Genomic DNA, 566 nt, shown 5'->3' with positions numbered 1-566 from the left:
CCCTGGGCCATCATGCCCAGTGCGGCGGCCACGCGCGCCGGCTCGGCCTCGTGCTCGTCGACGTACGCGGCGACGATCTCACCGAACACCGCCAGCTCCTCCTCCGAGGCGCGCTCGAGGGTGCGGGTGATGCCGTCGGCGAAGCGGCGCTTGCGGGCCGCGTTGACGTCGGCGACGGAGGGCACGGCCATCTCCTCGACCTGCTGGCGGGTGGTCCGCTCGATCTGCTTGAGCAGGAAGCGCTCACGCGGGGTCATGAAGAGCACGGCGTCGCCCTGTCGGCCGGCGCGGCCGGTGCGGCCGATGCGGTGCACGTAGGACTCGGCGTCCTGCGGGATGTCGTAGTTGACCACGTGCGAGATGCGCTCGACGTCCAGGCCGCGGGCGGCGACGTCGGTGGCCACCAGCACCGAAGTGCTGCGGTTGGCAAACATCGCCAATACCTGGTCACGGTCGCGCTGTTCGAGATCACCATGCAGGCCGACGGCGGAAATGCCCTTGGACGTCAGGTGATCCACGGTTTCCTGCACTTGCTGCTTGGTGAAGCAGAACGCCACGCAGGAGGC

The 566-nt window shown here is 69.3% G+C and carries 1 protein-coding gene; it reads right to left on the bottom strand.

Features of this window, described 5'->3' with window-relative positions; all coding sequences use genetic code 11:
• A partial coding sequence (locus ACFWJO_RS39255) for a helicase-related protein (RefSeq protein ID WP_386873027.1) occupies nucleotides 1-557 on the bottom strand: 557 nt, incomplete at its 3' end.
• Between the last annotated feature and the right edge of the window lie 9 nt (nucleotides 558-566).

The organism is Streptomyces sp. NPDC127092 (assembly GCF_042722475.1).
Classification (GTDB): Bacteria; Actinomycetota; Actinomycetes; order Streptomycetales; family Streptomycetaceae; genus Streptomyces.
Note: the sequence above shows the minus strand (reverse complement) of the source record. Positions and strands in the feature narration are given on the sequence as shown.